This window comes from Pseudomonas sp. CFBP 13711, from assembly GCF_014842265.1.
Lineage (GTDB): Bacteria > Pseudomonadota > Gammaproteobacteria > Pseudomonadales > Pseudomonadaceae > Aquipseudomonas.
In genome coordinates this window covers 239,802-258,073 of record NZ_JACYVI010000007.1, presented here as the reverse complement: position 1 = coordinate 258,073, position 18,272 = coordinate 239,802, and the positions used below count along the sequence as shown (strand labels likewise).

Sequence of the window (18,272 nt, the reverse complement as noted above, 5' to 3'; positions counted from 1 at the left end):
CCGTTGCAGGATGCTGCTAAAGTCCAGTTGTCAGCGCTGTAGGAAACTTCGCTTTCAGTGGACGTAAACGTGCTCTTTTCGCTCGGCGAGGGTGCTTGCCCCCGGAGTTGGACGCCGCCGTTCAGTCCTGTCGTTGTTGGAGTTTGCCGGTCACATGAGTAATTTAAGTCTCCCACTGTTGTTGCGCGCACCTGTGCCGACGCAGTCGAGCCTGTCGTTCTGTGACGCGACGCCCAAAGACTTGAAGCGCTGGATCGCTACGCTGCCCAAGGCCAATCTCGGTGAAATGGCCCGCCAGCTCTATCAAGGGCTCGGCGAGCTGAACCAGTTGCTCACCCCCAGCGACAACCGCATACAGCTCCTTGAACTGCTTCGCCCGGAAGTTTTTTTCGTGTGCAAGCATCTGGAGCGTCACTTCCTGAACCAGTCCGTGGTTCTCGAAGAGCGTCCGCGCAAGGTCGCCAATCTGTGCCAGGCCCTGCAAAACCACCTCGCCATCGGCTACAAACAGATCATCGCGCGGGTGGCCGTCAAGCTCAGCAAAGACCGCATCGGCCTGCTGACCACCGCCCTTCAGCGCGCGCTCAGCTGCCTGAACGGCCCGCTGATCCGCGCCAATCAGCTTTACTGCCCGGTGCAGGACGGCCTGTGGCTTGAGCTGCACCAGATCTATCAGATCGCCCGCCAGCATCAGTTGCACAACGTGCCCGTCGCCGACAGCCTCGCCCACAACACCCAGGCGATGAGCGTTGAACAGACTTACGTCGTCGCGCTGCTGATGGGCTGCTCGCGCTGTAATCAGATGCGCCAGCACAACATCGGCAAGCTGGCAGAGGCGCTGGATGCGTGGAGCGCGATGGTTACGCTGCAGCAGCCGCTGGACAGCAAGAGCCTGTACGCCGTGTCTCCGGGTACTGACACGGCACCGCGCTACGCCGCGCTGTACGACGACGATCAGCGGCCGAACCTGCTCGGCATCGACCCCCGTCCTCTGTCGGCTGCTCTGGAACGCTACACCGAAACGCCTGTTGAAGAACGCTCGAAATCCGCGCTGAAAGTGCCGCCGGGGTTGTCCATCGACGTCCTCCAGCACCTTGCCGCCGCTTGGGGTGATGTGTCAGAACGTGCGTTTCAACGCACCCCGGGGCAAGGCACCCTCACCGTCTGCGTGGGCATGAGCGCTCTGCATTATTACGTCGGCGGCCAGCAGTCTTTCAGCGACCTGCTGCAAATGTCGACCCTGTCCAAAGTCGCCGAATACACGCTGCAGCCTTTGAAGCCGGCCAAGCATGATCCGTGGGCGCAGACGGCGGACGCGCAACGCAATGGCACGTCCGACAGCATGTTGCCGTTCGAGGAAATCGAATACAAACGTGATGACGCTGAAGGCAATGCGGCGTCCGACGGGCAAAAGAGTTTTCCAACGTACACGCTGCACATCGTCAATCACAGTCCGGGCGGCTACTGCCTGGCCTGGCCGAAGGAAGTCCCGGACCAGTTGCAGGCCGGTGAGATGATCGGCATTCAGGACCATGGGCACGGCTGGAGCATTGCGGTGGTCCGCTGGGTGCGGCAGGTCCGTGGCGGTGGCATGCAGATGGGTGTCGAACTCATAGCCCCTTTCGCCCAGGCATGTGGCATGCAACTGACCCGTGCCGAGCAGAGCAGTCAGTTTTTGCGCGCGTTGCTGTTGCCGGAAGTTCGCGCCATCGACGTGCCAGCGACGGTCATCGCTCCGCGCCTGCCGTTCGAGGACGGCTCCAAGGTGCTGATCAATACCAGTGGCGAACAGCGACGCGCGAGCCTGAGCAATCGTCGGGCGACGACGGGCAGCTACAACCAGTTTGAGTATCAGATTCTTGAAGGGCCGAAAAAGGTTGCGACGCCAGACGCCGGCGGCCCGGAGCAGGAATTCGATTCGCTGTGGACGGTGCTCTGAGCCATCGAGGCATCCGTTGCAGATGCCTCAACATTCACGCGTTTAAGCGCCGCGCCCTTCCCGGTCGCGGAACCCCAGCAAATACAGCACGCCGTCCAGGCCTAGCGTCGAGATAGCCTGTTTCGCTGACTGCTTGACCAGCGGCTTGGCGCGGAACGCCACACCCAGGCCGGCGATGGCGAGCATCGGCAGGTCATTGGCGCCATCGCCCACTGCGATGGTCTGCTCCAGACTCAACCCTTCTTTGCCCGCGAGTTCGCGCAGCAGATCGGCCTTGCGCTGGGCATCGACGATCGGCTCGATCGCGTTGCCCGTGCACTTGCCGTCTACCACTTCCAGCTCGTTGGCGAAGATGTAGTCGATGCCCAGTTTGGCCTGCAACTGGCGAGCGAAGTAGGTAAAACCGCCCGACAGGATCGCGGTCTTGTAACCCAGCCGCTTGAGTTCGGCGAACAGCGTTTCTGCGCCTTCGGTCAAACGCAACGAGGCGCCGATCTCGTCCAGCACCTTCACATCCAAGCCTTTGAGCAGCGCCAGTCGCTCTTTGAAACTGGCGCGGAAGTCCAGCTCGCCACGCATGGCGCGCTCGGTGATCTCCGACACGCGCTCGCCGACGCCGTGGGCCTTGGCCAGTTCGTCGATGACCTCGGCCTCGATCAGGGTCGAATCCATGTCGAACACTGCCAGACGCCGGTTGCGGCGGAACAATGAATCCTGCTGGAACGCGATATCAACGTTCAGCTCCTGGGCAACGTGAAGGAATTCGGCCTGCATCTGCTGGGGATCGACTGGCTCGCCGCGCACGGAAAACTCGATGCAACCCTTGCTCTTCTCGGTAGGCATGTCCAGCGGCATACGCCCGGAAAGACGGTCGATGCGGTCGATGTTCAAGCCATATTTGGCAGTGATCGCGCTGACCGTTTGCAGTTGCTCGGCGGTGACCTTACGGGTCAGCAGCGTCACGATGTGCCGCGCCTTGCCCTGACCGTCGACCCAGTGCTGATAATCAGCTTCGGACACGTGGGTAAAACGGACTTGCTGCCCCAGTTCGTCGACTGTCGCCTGCACGTTCTGGCGCACTGCCGCGCCTGCCTCGGTGTCGGGGATTTCGACCAGGAGGCCGAACGACAGAGCGTCGTGAATCACCGCCTGACCGATGTCGAGAATGTTCACGCCGCCTTGGGCCAGCACACCGGTGATGGCCGCAGTGAGACCCGGACGGTCTTCACCGGTGATGTTTATCAGGACGATTTCGCGCAAGGCGCACCCCCGCAGTGGAAAAAAACCGCATTCTACGCACTTTCAGTGACCGCCGGGCACAGCCAGCGCTTTGCCGCCACAGGGTCGCTCGCTATACTGCGCCCCAACTTCACCAAGAGAGCCGTGCTCAGTGAACCGGCCCACGCCAGTAAAAACCGATAATTTCTTCTTGCTGATCTTCCGGGCATTGCGTCACCGACGTGTACCGATTGCTTTGCGCATCGCCAGCCATAACGTGATCCTCGTCGCGCTGGCTCTGGTGATCTACGCCTGCGTCATGGGTTTGCAATTCAAGCAAGCTATGCACGAACAGGCCGACGCATTGGGGCAAGCCCTGACCACGCAGACTGCCACGTCCGCCACTGAACTGCTGGTGTCCAACGACATCCTCAGCCTCAACGTGCTGCTGGGCAATCTGGTGAAAAACCCGCTGGTGGCCCACGCGGCTATTTATAGCCCCGACAACCGCATTCTTGCCGAAGCCGGTCAGCGTCCGAAAAACGGCTTGCTGGGCGAGGCAGAAGGTCTCTACGAGATCAAGATCACCTTCCAGGACGTGGTCGCCGGCACGCTGCGCATCAGCCTGGACATGGCTCAGTTTCAACAGCCGCTGACCATCAGCCTCCAGAGCATGGCGATTCTGGCCGGGATCCTGCTGGCACTGGCGCTGGCCTTGAGCTTGCACCTGGGGCGCCATATCTCCACGCCGATGCTGCAACTGCGCATGTGGCTGCGCTACATCGATCCGTACACGCCGGCCACTGATCGTCAGGACGAGATCGGCGATCTGGCGCGCCAGCTGAAGACTTCCTACGCGCCGCCAGAACCGGAACCGGCTCCCATTCCCGAGCCTGCACAGGTCGATGAAGAAGACGACGCCTCCCCCGAGTTTGACAGCGGCGACCTGAACGACCCTGACTTCGACGACGCGCCAAAGCCACGCGCGACGGTGATCCCGGCGCGACGTATCGTCGCCGAGGAAGATGAAGACGACGAGGAGGAGGATCCGTTCGCGGACCTTCGCGATCACTCCCCCGCCGCGCCAAAGCCTGCGCCGCGTCCGATCCTTCCGGTCGTTCCATCGCAGCCGCAGTACAGCGCCGTGCTGGCCGTGCAGCTGGGTTCGCAGGAGCAACTTCGCCGCCTGCCGCGCACGCGTCTGACCGAATTGCTTGAGCGCTACCGTGACTGCATTGATCAAGCCGCTTCGCTCTACGACAGCGAGCTGCACACCCTGAACGACGGCAGTTCGCTGATGGTGTTCAGCACCCAGGACAGCGGCGATGACTACCTGACCAACGCCATCTGCTGTGGCGAGTTGCTACGTGCGTTGAGCCATGCGTTGCAGATCGAAGTCGCCGACAGCGGCATCACCTTGCAACTGCAGCTGGGCCTGACACTGGGCGAAGGCTTGCACGGCATGAACCAGATCGATCTGCTGCTGACCGAAACCGCCCAGGATGCCCTGGCCCTGTCGCAACACAGCCGCAACCTGCTGCTGGTGGAGCGCAAGATCAGCGAAGACCCGACCATTCGCCAGCGTGCACGTATCCGCCCGATCGCGAGCCCCGAAGGTGCCAGCTGCGTGGAGCGTCTGATGGAGCCGTATCCGTCAATGCTGGAGCGCCAACTGGCGCGCATGCACGAGGCGCGCAAGGTCTAAGCGTCAGCCACAAAAAAAGCCCGCATCGCTGCGGGCTTTTTTGTGGGCGCTGAGTCTAGAAGCGGAACACTTCCAGATCGGTGCGAATCGGTGATGCCATCGGGATCTTTGGCTTGTCCTGATCAGTCCGGGTTTTTGCCGGCGTTGCGGCCTTCTTCGGCACGTCTGCCACATACGGCTGGCTGGCGATAGGCTTGACCGCGACGCTCAGCTTGTCCGCCAGGCGTTGCAGCAGAATCCCTTGAGCCTTGACCTGCGCAGCTGAAGAGCCTGCATGTGGCTCTTCCAGGTGAACCAGCTTGCTGTCGCGCACATTGCCGCGACGGTCGAGCAAGCGCCACTGAGCATCCAGTACCGCCGGCTGCTTCTCGCCTGAATCCAGGCGGGTGATGGACAACACCACCTGGACATCCGGCGTGAAGTTGGCAGCGGCCGGCGCCATCACCACGCGTTGACTGTCGAGCTTCCAGGCGAGCTGGCGCAGCAGCAGTTGATCGATATCGGCAGACAGACTGCCCGCCCAGCGACCGTCGGTGGACGCCTTGAGGCTGCCGTCCGGTTGCCGCTGTAATAATGTTTCACGTTGCAGATAGTCAGCAATCGCCACAGGGCCCAGTAAAACGGCGACCCCGCCGGTATATTTCGGTTGCCCAGGATCGCCGCTGTCCAACTGATAGAGCGACGTGGGCTGATGAACGCTGCAACCGGCCAAACCCAGAACGCCGGTCAACAACAGCACACAGGGAACACGTAGAAAATTCATCATCCCTTCCAAGTGAACGCCGTGTAACGCGTCCACGCTGTTAAATACTTTGAAAACATGAAGGCATTCCGCCATGGCGGCGCCAGAGGACGTCATATCATCCGTGAATATGCGCGTTGACTCCAGCGATTCTGCGTCGCTCTCGTGACGAAACGAAGAGCGACCGCCGAACCAACCGTTTTAGCCCGCGGTTTCCACCAACAGCGCATCGACGCGCTGGAAACCACGCGGCAGTTTGTTGCCCCGTCGTCCACGTTCACCTTTGTAGTGCTCCAGATCGTCGGGCTTGAGCGACAGATTGCGCTTGCCCGCCTGCAGCACCAGCGTGGCGCCGTCGGGAACTACGGCCAGATCAGTCACGTACTCTTCCCGACTGGCAACGCGCTCGCCCGGAATGCCAATGATCTTGTTGCCTTTGCCCTTGCCCAGCTGCGGCAGATCGCTGATTTTGAACACCAGCAAACGGCCTTCGGTGGTCACGGCGGCGAGCCAGTTCTGCTCGCGATCGGGCACTGGACGCGGCAGGATCACCTTCGCCCCGGCCGGCAAACTCAGCAACGCCTTGCCGGCCTTGTTCTTGGCCTGCAGGTCTTCGCCCTTGACCACGAAACCGTAGCCGGCGTCGGACGCCACCACATACAGCGAATCGTCTTCCGGCATCAGCACACATTCGAAAGTCGCACCGGGCGGCGGCGTCAAACGACCGGTCAGCGGTTCGCCTTGGCCACGGGCCGATGGCAAGGTGTGCGACGGCACCGAATAACTGCGACCGGTGGAGTCGATAAACACCGCAAACTGGTTGGAACGACCCGGCGCCAGGGCCTTGAAGCCATCCCCGGCCTTGTAAGAGAGCCCAGTGGCGTCGATTTCATGACCTTTGGCGGAGCGAACCCAGCCTTTTTCCGACAACACGACCGTAACCTTCTCGTTCGGCAGCAGATCGTGTTCGGTCAGGGCTTTGGCTTCGGTACGCTCGACGATAGGCGAACGACGGTCGTCGCCATAGGTTTCGGCATCCTTGATCAGCTCGGTGCGTACCAGTTTCTTCAGCTTGGCCTCGCTGCCCAACAGGGCTTGCAGCTTGGCTTGTTCCTTGAGCAATTCATCCTGCTCGGCGCGCAACTTCATTTCTTCCAGTCGCGCCAACTGACGCAAACGGGTGTCGAGAATGTAATCAGCCTGGATTTCGCTCAGGGCGAAACGCGCGATCAGCGCGGCTTTCGGGTGCTCCTCGGTGCGGATGATGTGAATCACTTCATCCAGGTTGAGGTAAGCGATCAACAAACCATCCAACAGGTGCAAGCGACGCTCAACCTTGTCGAGGCGGAATTGCAGGCGGCGACGCACGGTCTGTACCCGGAACTCCAACCATTCGACCAGCAGTGCGCGCAGGTTTTTCAGCTGCGGCTTGCCGTCCAGGCCAATGATGTTGATGTTGACCCTGTAGCTCGACTCCAGGTCGGTGCTGGCGAACAGGTGTTGCATCAGCGCATCGTGGTCGAAATGCTTGCGGGCGCCCGGGATGATCACGATCCGGCATGGGTTTTCGTGGTCGGATTCGTCACGCAGGTCAGCGATCTGCGGAGCCTTGGACGGCTTGGCCTGCATCATCGCCGCGATCTGCTCCAGCACCTTGGCACCGGACACCTGATGCGGCAGCGCGGTGACAATGATGTCGCCGTCTTCGATGTGGTACACGGCGCGCATACGCACCGAGCCCTTGCCGGTTTCGTACATTTTCAGCAGGTCGGCGCGGGGCGTGATGATTTCCGCTTCGGTCGGGTAGTCCGGGCCCTGGATGTGCTCACAGAGCTGTTCGACCGTTGCCTTGGGCTCATCGAGCAAACGCACACAGGCTGTCGCGACTTCACGCAGGTTGTGCGGCGGTACGTCGGTGGCCATGCCCACGGCGATGCCGGTGGTGCCATTGAGCAGAATGTTCGGCAGGCGGGCGGGCAAAACAGCGGGCTCGTCCAGCGTGCCGTCGAAGTTCGGCACCCAGTCCGCGGTGCCCTGCCCCAGTTCGGAAAGCAGCACTTCGGAGTAACGCGACAGACGCGCTTCGGTGTAGCGCATGGCCGCGAATGACTTGGGATCGTCCGGCGCACCCCAGTTACCCTGGCCGTCGACCAACGTGTAGCGATAGCTGAAGGGCTGCGCCATCAGCACCATGGCTTCGTAGCAGGCCGAGTCGCCGTGGGGGTGAAACTTGCCGAGCACGTCACCGACGGTACGTGCCGACTTCTTGTGCTTGGCGTCGGCGTCCAGGCCCAGCTCGCTCATCGCGTAGACGATGCGTCGCTGCACAGGCTTCAGGCCATCACCGATATGCGGCAACGCCCGGTCCATGATCACGTACATGGAATAGTTGAGATAGGCCTGTTCGGTGAAGTCAGCCAGCGATCGGCGTTCTACGCCATCCAGGCTGAGGTCAAGGGAGTCGCTCATGCGGGCCTCATCATTTTGTCGTCTGGCGCAGCAACAATGTGCCGCCGCGCTGTGTGAATTCGAGTTGTTTCACGGCGCTCATGCCCAGCAGCACCTGTTCACCGTCCAGACCGGGCACCACCAGGGCGCGCACGTTGTTCAGGACGATGTCGCCAATCTGCAACCGTTGCAGAGTGGTCCGGAACGCGTCTGTGCGTCCGTTGGCCGTGCTCACCTGAACGCGCTCGCCGCGCTCAAGGCGCAGCGTCTGCGCGACGCTCTCCGGCACGGCGACATTGGTCGCGCCGGTGTCGAGCATGAACTGCACGGGGCGGGTATTGATCTGCCCGGTCATGACGAAATGCCCGTCACGATTGCTCGCCAGTGTCACCTCGACATAGCCGTCCCCATGTTCGGAGGCGACGATGGTATTCGGATTTTCCTGCCGCTGCTCCCACTCGCCAAAAAACCGCGTCGCCAGAAACAGCGCCGCCGCCCAGGCGATGATCATCATCAGCCGCCCGGCGCGTTTGCCGGGGAGTGCCTGGGTCAAGGCTTGCCGCTCCAGCCACCCTCGGGCGCGGCAAAGCGCCAGACGACGGGACGTTTTTCGCCATCGGCGCGGGCACCGAAGTTGTTGTCCGTACCGACCCACGCGCCTTTCTCGTCAACGATCAGCGCTTCGGTCAGGCCGTATTTCTGGTCGTACAGCCGGTTAGGCTGCAGCGCCTCTTTGGCGAACGACCAGCAGGTTTCCAGCTGACCTGTCGCCAGCGTCCGGCGGCAGATGCGGTAAGCCGCGCGCTCCAGGGTGTACAGCTTGCCCTTGTACAGCGAGATGTCGGAATAATCCTTGGAGACCGCCTTGCCACCCAGCTCAGGCGGCAAAATGTCATTGCCCGAGTCGACTCTCAGGATGCAACTGGCATCACAGGCCCAGCCGTCCTTGCCAAGCCTGGCGGTCAGCAGGCCACGCTTGTCACGCTCGGCGGCGAGCCATAGTTGATCGCCTGCCGGGTTGACCGCGATGCCTTCGAAGATGGCGTTGAAATGCTGCAGCATCCCGGCCGACTGCGCTTCCTCGACGACCTTTTTGGGCAGATCCAGCCAGACCGGCGCGCCTTCGACTGGCACCTTCAGCACGGCGGCATAGGCTTCGCTGACGAGGTAACGGTTGCCCGCTGCGTCGCAACTCACACCTTCAAAGTCCAGATCACCGCCACGAATCAGCGCCGAGGCTTTGGCCATGCTGCGCAGGGTAGCGGACAAGCCGCTGTCCGGGATCGGCGGGACTTCCAGTGTCTGTGCCTTGGCTTTCCAGACCGTTGCCGAGGTGTCGAGGCTATAAAGCAGGGTGTCGTCGCGGTCCGAAACGGTCCACAGCACGCCGTTGCAGGACGCAAGGCCGGACAGGTTGCCGCCGATCATGTCATCCACCGGATGCTCCGACAGCAGCTTGAGCTCGGGCAATGGCGCAGCGAAAACAGGCGTGACGACCAATAACAGCGCTGCAAACCAGCCCCGCATCAGACCAGCACCTCGGCCAGATTGCCTTTGGATTCGAGCCAGCTCTTGCGGTCGCCCGCGCGTTTCTTGGCCAGCAGCATGTCCATCATTTCCGACGTGGCTGTGAAGTCATCCAGGGTCAACTGCACCAGTCGACGGGTGTTCGGGTCCATGGTGGTTTCGCGCAACTGCGGCGGGTTCATCTCACCCAGGCCTTTGAATCGGGTGACCTGCGGCTTGCCGCGCTTCTTCTCGGCCACGAGTCGGTCGAGAATGCCGTCGCGTTCGGCTTCGTCCAGTGCGTAATAAATGTCTTTGCCCAGGTCGATGCGGTACAGCGGCGGCATGGCAACGTAGACGTGACCGGCATCCACCAGCGGGCGGAAATGCTGAACGAACAAGGCACACAGCAGCGTCGCGATGTGCAGGCCGTCGGAGTCGGCGTCGGCCAGAATGCAGATTTTGCCGTACCGCAGCTGGCTGATGTCTGCAGCCCCCGGGTCGACCCCGATCGCCACGGCGATGTTGTGCACTTCCTGGCTGGCAAGCACTTCGCCGCCGTCGACTTCCCAAGTGTTCAGGATCTTCCCGCGCAACGGCAGGATGGCCTGAAATTCCTTGTCCCGCGCCTGTTTGGCGGAGCCGCCAGCGGAGTCACCTTCGACCAGGAACAGCTCGGAGCGCATCGGATCCTGACCCGCGCAATCCGCCAGCTTGCCCGGCAGTGCCGGGCCTGACGTGATGCGTTTGCGCTCGACCTTCTTGCTCGCCTTCAGACGACGACCGGCGTTGCTGATCGCCAGTTCAGCCAGTTGCATGCCCATTTCCGGGTGCGCATTGAGCCACAGGCTGAAAGCATCCTTGACCACACCGGAGACGAACGCCGCCGCCTCGCGGGACGACAGCCGCTCTTTGGTCTGGCCGGAGAATTGTGGCTCCTGCATCTTCATCGACAGCACGAAAGCGATGCGCTCCCAGACGTCTTCGGGTGCCAGCTTCACGCCGCGCGGCAGCAGATTACGGAACTCACAGAAGTCACGCATCGCGTCCAGCAGGCCCTGACGGAGCCCGTTGACGTGGGTGCCGCCCTGGGCGGTGGGGATCAGGTTGACGTAGCTTTCCTGAACGCTGTCGCCACCCTCGGGTAACCACAGCAGCGCCCAGTCGACGGCCTCCTTGTTGCCCGCGAACACGCCGCAGAACGGCTCATCGGGCAGGCGCAGAAAGTCAGACACCGAATCCTGCAGGTACGAACGCAGGCCGTCCTCGTAATGCCACTCGACTTTCTCGCCGGTGCCTTTGTCTTCGAAACTGACCAGCAGGCCCGGGCACAGAACGGCCTTGGCCTTGAGCACGTGCTTGAGGCGGCTGACCGAGAATTTCGGGGTGTCGAAGTATTTGGGGTCCGGCGCGAAGTACACGCTGGTGCCGGTGTTGCGCTTGCCGACGGTGCCAACCACGGCCAGTTCGCTGGCCTTGTAACCGTCAGCGAAGGACATTTCATATTCGTTGCCATCGCGCTTGACCCGCACCCGAACCTGGGTAGAAAGCGCGTTGACCACGGAAATCCCGACGCCGTGCAGACCGCCTGAGAACTGGTAGTTCTTGTTGGAGAACTTGCCGCCGGCGTGGAGCTTGGTGAGGATCAGCTCGACGCCCGACACGCCCTCTTCCGGGTGGATGTCCACGGGCATGCCGCGACCATCGTCGGAGACTTCCAGCGAGTTGTCGGCGTGCAGAATGACCTGCACGGATCGGGCGTGGCCTGCCAGCGCTTCGTCGACACTGTTGTCGATGACTTCCTGCGCCAGGTGATTGGGGCGTGAGGTGTCGGTGTACATGCCCGGCCGTTTGCGGACCGGGTCGAGGCCCGAGAGGACTTCGATGGCGTCTGCGTTATAAGAGCTAGCGCTGGGATTGGCCATGGGGTCTCGTCATCAAGTCGTTCATGAAATTTCGGAGTAGCACTGGTTTTACAAGACTGTTCTACATATTTGTTGCAGCAATGGCTCAGGTCAGAGCCCGCTCAAATCAACGCCCTGGAGCAAGGCGGGAGCGAACCCGGCAAAGCTCAACAGCGCTGGTATTTTTGCAGCGAAGCCCTGAAAGCCATGATCGCCGCCTGCTTCGATGCGCAATGCACAGGCCCGATAGAAGATCTGGGCGCGGCGGTAATCCAGCGTTTCGTCGCCCGTTTGCAGCCACACCTGAATACGCTGCGGATCCTGTGGAGCAGGCACTTCCAGCTCGGCCAGCGCCGTCACGTGGTCGTGCGTCAGCTCCCAGCTCTCGCCGGTATAAAGGTTTTGTTGGGTGCCGAGAAAACCATCGAAGAGCTGATGCGGATTGACCGCCGGGTTGATCAGCACAGCCTTGAGGCCGTAGCGCTCAGCCAGGTGAGTCGCATAGTAGCCGCCGAGCGAGCTGCCGACCAGCAGCGGCCGGCCGAGCTCCTCGATCGCGGCCTCCAACTGAACCAGCGCCTGCCGCGGATGATGATGCAGCTCGGGCACGCGCACGTATTCGCTCAAACCCAAACGTGCCATCAGCGTCGTCAGCTGTGTGGCTTTCTGCGACTTGGCCGAGCTGTTCAAGCCGTGAATATAAAGAAGCGTCGATTGATCCTGGTCCACGCAGTTGCCTCCCAAACGGCAATCGATACATCCCGGACGGGCTGGCCTGTCGGCGCTCATCAGGGCAAAGCCACGCAGTTTACAGGGTCAACTGCGTAAAGACTCGCCTGTTGATGAATCGCTGCACATCAAGGAAATGTCTTTCAATAGCCCGCGCCGTTGATGTCGACGTCGAACAGGTCGGGGGCGATGCGTGAAACACCGGTTTCGATCCGGCCATCATTGTGAAGACGCAGCCAGCGATAGCCGGGCGCAAGGTCGTCGAGCCCGAAATCCACGCTGTTCGGCGCGAACTGGATGCAGGTTGAAGGCGAAGCCATTAGCCGCACGCCGTCGCGAAGCTGATCGAACTCCTGATGCACATGCCCCCAGAGCACCGCACGCACCTGAGGAAACCGATCCAGCACCGAAAAAAGCGCCTCGGGATTGCGCAAACCGATGGGCTCCATCCATGCCGCCCCGATGGGTACCGGATGATGATGCAGGCACACCAGATGATGCCGCTCCGGCGCTTCGCTCAAGGCCTGAGCGAGCAATTGAAGCTGACCGTCTTGCAGATAGCCGGGGACAGACCCTGAAACAGCAGAATCAAGCAAAGTGATCCGCCAGTGACCGATATCGACGACAGGTTCGAGAAAGTCGCTGTTCTGCGCAGCAATCGCCATCTCCCTCAGCTCGTCGTGATTCCCCGGAATCCAGCGCGCGGGCGCATTCAGGCGATCACTCGCGTCGCGAAACGCTTGATACGACTCGACCGTGCCGTCCTGAGACAAGTCACCGGTAGCCAGCACCAGATCGATCGCCGGCTGCTCGCTCAGCACAAGCTCGACCACCGCATCCAGACTGGCCCGCGTGGGCATGCCCAGCAGCGCCCCGTCCGCTTCGGCGAACAGATGACTGTCGGTCAGTTGAACGACCAACACGGATGAGGAATGAGAGGATGCGCTCGACAATGGCCATCTCCTTGAGCGGATGTGGCCGGATTATGGTGTGAGATCGGTGCGGCGGCAAACCTGGAAAGAGGGCCTGGTTCTCATCTGCGCACAGAACGTCCGGCCGCAGCGTCGCGCCGTCTCAGCGAACCGCCTCAAACTCATGCCCGCAGGCCAGGCAATGGCTCAGCCATTCACCTAGAAACACGTTGAGCTGGGCCTTTTCATCGGGCTGGTGCATGTCGGCGTTGGGATAGGGATAGATGCCCTGAAAGCGGCGTGCATGTTCGGCGCCGATGACTTCGGCCATGCGGGCGTCGTGGTAGACCTGCACTTCGAGCACGGGCACCGGCAGCCACGGCAGGCTGTGTTCCTGGCGCACTTGCAGCGTGGTGGTGTAGGGGCAATCGAGGATGACCTCGACCGCCAGCACGCCCAGCATCTGGTCGCCCTGGGTCACGGCGACCCGGCGTGAGCGTTGTTGATTGCGCATATCGGGCAGCAAACGCATCAAGCGCACGTAGTTCGCCTCGCAGGCAGCTTGCAGCCCGGCGAGGTCGACACGGTAGCGCTCGCGCAGAAGATTCACGACCATAGCCCCCTTACTTCGGCGCGATTGAGCGCCAGCCATTGCATGGCAATGATAGTTGCGGCGTTGACGATGCGCCCGTCTTTGACGGCTTGCATCGCGTCGTCGAATGACCAGACCGAAACCCGGATATCCTCGGCTTCTTCGACCAGCCCGTGCAGCCCACCTGCCCCCTCGCTGTCGCACTTGCCCAGGTACAAGTGCACGAACTCGTTGCTGCCGCCCGGCGATGGAAAGTATTTGGTGATCGGCCAAAGGGCGTTGAACGTTAGCCCAGCTTCCTCTTGTCCCTCGCGGTGAGCAACCTCCTCGGGCTCCTCTTTTTTATCGATCAGGCCGGCGACCATTTCGATAAGCCAGGGGTTTTCATGCTTGCCGATGACGCCGACGCGGAACTGCTCGATGAGCACGACTTCATCGCGTTTGGCGTCGTAGGGCAGCACGCAGACCGCATCGTGGCGAACGAACAGTTCGCGCTTGATTTCCGGGCCCATGCCGCCCGCGAACAATTCGTGGCGCAACTGAAGACGGTCGAGCTGGTAAAACCCTTTGAAGCAGGTCTCACGGTGTTTAATTTCGTAATTCGTCGGCGTCGATCTGTTGCTATCCGTCATAGATTTCTCACTGCTTGAGCACTGTGTCCGGGCCCATCCTAACGCGCTGTGGTGCGGGATGCAGCCCTTTGAGTTCGCAAAACCGGTCACCGGGGTAGACGACTGCCGGGGAAAGCACTCTAATCCGCCCGATGGCGAACTGATTGCGCCACCCACAGTCGAAGGACCTTGCCGTTACCTACCACGTGACGCCCCCTTATGCCGATGCCAAGGATCAACATGTCTTTTCTGAAGATCATTTCACTGGCCTGCGTGGCCCTGATTTTGGGCGCCTGCCAAAGCCTGTTCCAACCCAATCTGCGCAGTCCGCTGACCGTTCAGCGTGACGCCTCCGAGCTGATCAAGCCCGGCTGCACCACCGATGATTGCCCGCTGGTAAACATCGACACCGTGCATTTCCCCGATGAGCCGAAACTTGACGAGATCGTCCAGCGCACCCTGCTGCAACTGACCCGCAGCGACAGCGATGGTCCGGTGCCGCCAACGCTGAAGGCGTATCAGGAGCAATACCTGAGCCGCGCGCCAGCGCGCAACAGCAGCTACCTGCAGGCCAAAGTACGTGAGCAGCATGACGGAATCGTGGTCGTCGAGCTGTCCAGCTACGTTGATTCAGGCACTGGTCAGGGCAATCCGGGGCGGGCGTTCATCAACTATTCCCGCCAGCAGCAGCGCGTGCTGACGCTGGCCGACATGCTGATCCCGGGTCAGGAAGCTGCATTCTGGGACAAGGCCCGCTTGGCGCATCAGGCCTGGCTGATCAGCAGCAAGCTGGACAAGGACACCGAGTTCCAGAACATGTGGCCTTTCAAGCAAACTTCCAACATTGCTCTGACGTACGGTGCGGTGATTCTCAAGTACCCGGTGACAACCATCGCCCCCTACGCCATGGGCCACATCGAGCTGAAGATTCCGTACCCGCAGCTGAACGGCATCATCAAGCCTGAGCTGTTTCCGGGTCGGAGCTGATCGGTAGAACCTGGGCCGGCGCTCGAAAAGGCGCCGGCTTTATCTTGTAACGCCCTCTCTTGCAAACGCCTCATTCAAATAACTCTTATACCTCGCCACTTCCTACATACACTTTCCCACCCGCAAATTAATACTTTAAACACATACACTTCCCGACCTCTCGAATATTAAACTTCTTGTTTATTGACGCAATCCTGACTTAATAATTAAGTTCCGCCCTGAACTTTTTGAAACTGTCAGGGAGACGGGATGCGCTTATGGAATATCCTGCCGTCATGGTTTGATATTGAAGACCGGCTAAGAGATGAAATCAACAGCAGAGGCCAAGGTCACTTCAGAAGTCATCTGAATGAACAGGCGCTTTCGATCGAACTTGTATTGCGTCGTGTCGACAACATCAGAACTGCTTTTTACCGCGCCGAATTTGAAGCCATCGCATTACTGCGACAGCGATTCGCAGACCTCGACATATCCGAAGTGCTGTTTGATCTGATAGGCGTCGTCGGCGACATGGCGATGATCATTGTGGGGAGCGTCCTGGCCGGAGGCGCGATGGGTGCGGGGGTCGGCGCTCTGGCGGGAGGCATAGGCGCGGGGCCCGGCGCATTCGCTGGAATGGCGATCGGGTTGCAAGCCAGCAGCTGGATTCTCGGCGTGCTTGGGCTGGCATCGGTCGCCGAGTTTTTCGTAAAAGGCCTGCCTGCGCTGCTGGACCACTACGTGCGCGGTATCCAGGTCGCTTGGGACGGGGCCCGAGGCAACGATGGGCTAAACCCGATTTCACAGGACGACCCGTGGGTGGTCGACCAAGCGGCCCACCACATCGCCCGCGGGCACACGGAAGTGGTGATCCTGCTGCTCGGCGCGGTGGTTGAGTACCTGACCCGAGGGCGCGGCAACATGGCGCTACTCGCCGGTCAGATGCGCGCCAGCAGCAAAGGCGCGCGGCTGGCGCAGTGGATGGTCAAGCATGAAGAGGGGCTGAAAAAGCACCCTGGTCTACAGCCCGCCCAGCCTCGAACGGCGGACCCGATGACACCGGAAGCGCCGCCCGGCACGCATCGGGAAACCGATGAGCCAGGCGTGAAGAAACCGCTGGGCATGCCGGAATACAAGGTGCCATGCTTTAACGCGAGCAACCTGCACTACAGCAAAATTCCCGAGTTCGACCGGCAACTGGTGGGGCAGGAACGAGGGCTGAATGATCTGACCGTGGATGAGTATTTGCGGGGGCGGGAGGCGTTCAAGGCAGGGGATAAGGTTAGGGATCCAAGGGTGGGGAAACAGGCGCGCATGCAACTGAGTGACAGGCTTATAGACGATCTGATGAACGAGCTGAGAGCTCAAGGAATGCCCCTCGAACAAGCAAGCAGCGAAGCAGAGAGACTGGCCAATGAAAAAATGCGCACGCTAGCAGCTCTTCACAACCCGGATTTGTTCGCAGGTGGAAAGGACGTCATATCGGACTTCGGGGATAGGGGAGTTAATTCAAGTATCGGAGCTCAGTGGCGTGGTCGCATAGACAGATTAGACCAAGCTGTGATGAGTGTTAGCGCGGCGAATCGACACACTATTAAAGTAAACGCGACGCTAATTCGCTGTAAATAGGAGGTCATATGGAAGATTACTTTGCTTACTTTCTAAAAAGAATGGGACCATCTACCCACCGAAGAGAAGTGCCTCTCTCTACCGTTGAAAAATACAAAGATAAACTTCCATCAATGTTGATTTCTCATTGGGCAAGGTACGGTTGGAGCGGTTACGGTAACGGCATATTCTGGACGGTTAACCCTTCCGAGTACGCTACGCTGATCGCCGATTGGCTGGAGCATTCGGGAATTGAAGAGCCTTGTACATTTCACGTTATCGCGAGAAGCGCTTTTGGTGACTTGTATTTGTGGCAAGAGAAGACAGGGAGTCGACTGACGATTTGCGCAGCGTACGCACGTTATTTGTACAGCAAAGCTAATTCGCAAACTCGCGACCCAGACATCAGCGTGGAATCCTTCTTCGCGGCAAAAAAGCCAGAGAACAACGATTTTGAAGGGCTCTTCCAGGGGGCACTGAAAACACTTGGTCCACTACAACCCGACGAAATGTACGGCTTCGTCCCTGCTCTCGCACTCGGCGGCACAGCCGATTTGAGGCATCTGCAGCGGATTAAAACAATCGAGCATTTGACCTTCTTGTCCCAGCTTTCACCGCTGACGGACTGGGGATTTCCGGATCTCGATACCCTTTGATCACCCCACAAGACATGGGCTTAAGCCTTGACTCAGGATTACGACAGCGAGTCAGCCTAGAGCCATCTGCACCCAGACGAGCGATATCACATGGAAGAATATTACGAGTATTTCCTCGAGAAGCTGGGGCCAGCTTCGGGGCAAAGAGAGGTACCTCTCTCTTCGCTGAACAAATACGCAGATAAGCTCCCCGAACAACTACTGAAACAGTGGCGCGAATATGGCTGGAGCGGCTATGCCGAGGGGCTGTTCTGGACCGTTAATCCAGAGGAGTACCAGGAACTGGTTCGTGCATGGCTGGATGATTCGGGAATACCCGATGCCGGCTTTTATCACACCATCGCCAGAAGTGCTTTCGGCGATCTTTATCTTTGGCATGAGAAGACTGGGAATTGGCTGGACGTAACGGCCCCTTACGCACGCTTTCATAAAACCCAAGAGGTGGTGCGAAGCGATGAGTTCGACGACGAAATCGCGCTATTTTTTGCAAGTCGAGATCGGGAGTCCAATGATCTTGACGACCTCTTCCAACAAGCTTTAAAAAAACTCGGCCCGCTAAAGCCCGATGAAATGTACGGCTTCGTCCCAGCTCTCGCCCTCGGCGGCCCCGCCGATCTAAAGCATCTACAGAAGGTCAAAACCATCGAGCACCTCACTTTCCTGTCCCAACTCGCGCCGCTGACGGATTGGGGATTCCCGGACCTCGATACGCTTTGAGCCACACGCCGGCATTGAGC

Annotated in this window: 15 protein-coding genes and 2 pseudogenes; 7 read left to right on the top strand and 10 right to left on the bottom strand. The window is 60.2% G+C overall.

The annotated features are described in order from the left end of the window. The first annotated feature begins 154 nt into the window (after positions 1–154). The gene (locus IFT47_RS15460) at positions 155–1,939 is read left to right on the top strand and encodes a molecular chaperone (RefSeq protein WP_192171103.1); all 1,785 of its coding nucleotides are present in this window, start codon (positions 155–157) and stop codon (positions 1,937–1,939) included. A gap of 42 nt (positions 1,940–1,981) precedes the next feature. On the opposite strand, the gene serB is transcribed toward IFT47_RS15460, so the two are convergent. Beyond that, positions 1,982–3,199: a phosphoserine phosphatase SerB gene (serB, locus tag IFT47_RS15455; protein WP_192171104.1), complete on the bottom strand. Its 1,218-nt coding sequence runs from the start codon at positions 3,197–3,199 to the stop codon at positions 1,982–1,984. A 130-nt stretch (positions 3,200–3,329) separates the two neighbouring features. Between serB and IFT47_RS28175 the strand changes: the two are divergent. Continuing rightward, a pseudogene (locus IFT47_RS28175) lies at positions 3,330–4,080 on the top strand (AhpA/YtjB family protein); the annotation flags it as partial. A gap of 74 nt (positions 4,081–4,154) precedes the next feature. Then, positions 4,155–4,862, top strand: a pseudogene (locus tag IFT47_RS28170) (histidine kinase); the annotation flags it as partial. Positions 4,863–4,917: 55 nt separating this feature from the next. Here IFT47_RS28170 and IFT47_RS15445 read toward each other — a convergent pair. From IFT47_RS15445 to IFT47_RS15405, 9 genes are all read right to left on the bottom strand, one after another. Continuing rightward, positions 4,918–5,625, bottom strand: a complete 708-nt coding sequence (locus IFT47_RS15445) for a PqiC family protein (protein ID WP_192171106.1) — start codon at positions 5,623–5,625, stop codon at positions 4,918–4,920. A 180-nt stretch (positions 5,626–5,805) separates the two neighbouring features. Continuing rightward, entirely contained in the window at positions 5,806–8,073 is a 2,268-nt protein-coding gene (parC, locus tag IFT47_RS15440) for a DNA topoisomerase IV subunit A (protein ID WP_192171107.1), read from the bottom strand. Positions 8,074–8,083: 10 nt separating this feature from the next. Further along, a complete protein-coding gene (locus IFT47_RS15435; RefSeq protein WP_192171474.1) occupies positions 8,084–8,566 on the bottom strand; it encodes a retropepsin-like aspartic protease family protein in 483 nt (160 codons plus the stop codon). Positions 8,567–8,601: 35 nt separating this feature from the next. After that, positions 8,602–9,579, bottom strand: a complete 978-nt coding sequence (locus IFT47_RS15430; protein ID WP_192171108.1) for an esterase-like activity of phytase family protein — start codon at positions 9,577–9,579, stop codon at positions 8,602–8,604. After that, positions 9,579–11,483 carry a DNA topoisomerase IV subunit B gene (gene parE, locus IFT47_RS15425; protein WP_192171109.1) on the bottom strand — a complete coding sequence of 635 codons (1,905 nt, stop codon included), beginning with the start codon at positions 11,481–11,483 and terminating at the stop codon, positions 9,579–9,581. Before parE ends, IFT47_RS15430 begins: the two co-directional genes overlap by 1 nt. A gap of 90 nt (positions 11,484–11,573) precedes the next feature. Beyond that, on the bottom strand, positions 11,574–12,251 hold the full coding sequence (locus IFT47_RS15420; RefSeq protein WP_192171110.1) for a YqiA/YcfP family alpha/beta fold hydrolase: 678 nt from the start codon (positions 12,249–12,251) through the stop codon (positions 11,574–11,576). A gap of 83 nt (positions 12,252–12,334) precedes the next feature. After that, the gene (cpdA, locus tag IFT47_RS15415; protein ID WP_192171111.1) at positions 12,335–13,144 is read right to left on the bottom strand and encodes a 3',5'-cyclic-AMP phosphodiesterase; all 810 of its coding nucleotides are present in this window, start codon (positions 13,142–13,144) and stop codon (positions 12,335–12,337) included. A gap of 121 nt (positions 13,145–13,265) precedes the next feature. Continuing rightward, entirely contained in the window at positions 13,266–13,718 is a 453-nt protein-coding gene (locus tag IFT47_RS15410) for a DUF1249 domain-containing protein (protein WP_192171112.1), read from the bottom strand. Then, the gene (locus IFT47_RS15405) at positions 13,709–14,326 is read right to left on the bottom strand and encodes an NUDIX domain-containing protein (protein ID WP_192171113.1); all 618 of its coding nucleotides are present in this window, start codon (positions 14,324–14,326) and stop codon (positions 13,709–13,711) included. The genes IFT47_RS15410 and IFT47_RS15405 overlap by 10 nt, the downstream gene beginning before the upstream one ends. Before the next feature lie 219 nt (positions 14,327–14,545). On the opposite strand from IFT47_RS15405, the gene IFT47_RS15400 reads away from it, so the two are divergent. The 4 genes from IFT47_RS15400 to IFT47_RS15385 all read left to right on the top strand — a co-directional run bounded on the left by IFT47_RS15400 (position 14,546) and on the right by IFT47_RS15385 (position 18,252). Then, entirely contained in the window at positions 14,546–15,292 is a 747-nt protein-coding gene (locus IFT47_RS15400) for an RsiV family protein (RefSeq protein WP_192171114.1), read from the top strand. Between the two features lie 249 nt (positions 15,293–15,541). Next, positions 15,542–16,900, top strand: coding sequence for a DUF6861 domain-containing protein (locus IFT47_RS15395; RefSeq protein WP_192171115.1), 1,359 nt, complete (start codon positions 15,542–15,544; stop codon positions 16,898–16,900). A gap of 8 nt (positions 16,901–16,908) precedes the next feature. Beyond that, complete coding sequence (locus IFT47_RS15390; protein WP_192171116.1) at positions 16,909–17,535, top strand: GAD-like domain-containing protein; 627 nt, start codon at positions 16,909–16,911, stop codon at positions 17,533–17,535. Positions 17,536–17,625: 90 nt separating this feature from the next. After that, positions 17,626–18,252 carry a GAD-like domain-containing protein gene (locus IFT47_RS15385; RefSeq protein WP_192171117.1) on the top strand — a complete coding sequence of 209 codons (627 nt, stop codon included), beginning with the start codon at positions 17,626–17,628 and terminating at the stop codon, positions 18,250–18,252. Positions 18,253–18,272 lie beyond the last annotated feature (20 nt).